Source organism: Priestia sp. P5_B4, assembly GCF_056400385.1.
On record NZ_JBFULJ010000784.1, the window covers coordinates 1 to 1,804 of the forward strand.

Genomic DNA, 1,804 nt, shown 5'->3' on the forward strand with positions numbered 1-1,804 from the left:
GATTCGGATTGCACATTACGTTACGGTTTACATCTCCGCAAGCTGCAATTGTATCTAATAACGAAGCATGAATTTCTTGAATTGTTTTCTTCATGTTCCACTTTAAAATTCCGTGCATTTGGAATGCCTGACGAGTCGTCAGCTTTAACGTTCCATTTCCGTATTTTTGTGCTAAATCATCCATCACTAGCCACTGTTCTGGTGTTGAAACACCGCCTGGCGTACGGACGCGAAGCATAAATTGGTAAGCTGGCTCTAGCTTTTGTTTTTGGCGTTCGTTACGAAGATCTCGGTCATCTTGCAAGTAGCTTCCGTGGAACTTCATCAAACGATTATCGTCTTCAGAAATACCTGAGCTGATGCGGTCGAGCATTGTTTCTCCTAATGTACCGCGCAAATAATTACTTTCATCTTTTATGCGCTCAACGTCACTTGGAGGACCTTCGGGCGCTTTTAAAATTTTGTTTACCATGTTGAAAATCTCCTTTCAATCCTCAGTATACATCACGCTGATAACGTTTTTGTTTCTTCATTTCAGCAAGGTAACCTTCCGCCTGTTCACGGCTCATCTTGCCTTCTGTTTCGATAATTTCAACTAGCGTGTTGTGCACGTCGCGTGCCATATTTGTTTTATCTCCGCACACATAAAAAGATGCGCCTTCTTCTAACCATTGGAATAATTCTTTACTATGTTCGAGCATACGGTTTTGTACGTATACTTTTTCTTCTGTATCGCGTGAAAACGCCACGTCCATTTTTGTCAGTACGCCATCTTTTAACCACTTTTGCCATTCTGTTTGGTAAAGGAAGTCTGTTACGAAGTGCTGATCTCCAAAGAACATCCATGACTTGCCTTTTGCCCCTGTTTCTTCACGCTCTTGCATAAATGAGCGGAACGGAGCCACACCTGTACCAGGTCCTACCATAATAATTGGCGTTTCTTGATCTTGAGGAAGCTTAAAGTTTTTGTTGCTTTGAAGGTATACAGGAATCGTATCGCCTGGCTGCAAACGTTCTGAACAAAGGACTGAACAAACACCTTTGCGCTCCCGTCCATGCGCTTCGTAGCGTACCGCTCCGATTGTTAGATGAACTTCATCAGGGTTTGCTGATAAGCTGCTTGCAATCGAGTAAAGACGCGCTGGCATTTTACGTAGAATGGCTACAAACTCTTGTGCCGATACGTTCCATGGACCGAAGTCACGAACTAAGTCAATTACATCACGGCCTTGTGTGTATGCTTTTAATTCCTCGCGATTTTCTACAAGCGCTTTTAACTTATCGTTTCCAGTAAGCTCAGCTGCTTGCTTTAAAAGAGGCTTTGTTAAAACGGTAATTTCAAAATTAGAGATTAGCGCTTCTCTAAGAGGACGCGTTTCTCCTTCTTTATTAACCGTTACACTTTCACTTGCATCCCACTTGAATTCGTTAAGAAGAAGATCAACAAGCTCCGGGTCATTTTCAGGATAAATACCTAAACTGTCTCCTGGTTCATACGTCAAACCTAAACCTTCTAGAGATAGTTCTAAGTGTCGCGTTTCTTTATTTGATCCGCGGCCGTTTAAGTTTAAGTTCTCAAGCACTTCTGCTTTAAAAGGATTTGTTCTTGAATATGGTGAAGTTCCTGCAGGAGCTTCCGCTGGAACAGCTGCCGAAGCGCTGTGTCCTTTCGCTTCGCTTAATCCGTCAATAACACCTTTAAGCCATTTATTTGCGGGCTCTTCAAAATCTAAATCACAGTCAACGCGCGGATACAGTCTTTCACCGCCAAGTTCTGCTAAGCGTACATCAAATTCTTTTCCTG

General features: G+C 42.7%; 1 protein-coding gene and 1 pseudogene. Both read right to left on the reverse strand.

Annotated elements, in window-relative coordinates; translation table 11 throughout:
• Positions 1 to 472: pseudogene (locus AC1DRF_RS25935) on the reverse strand (sulfite reductase); the annotation flags it as partial.
• 22 nt (positions 473 to 494) lie between these two features.
• The coding region (locus AC1DRF_RS25940) for a sulfite reductase subunit alpha (RefSeq protein ID WP_477742069.1) at positions 495 to 1,804 on the reverse strand (1,310 nt) is incomplete at its 5' end.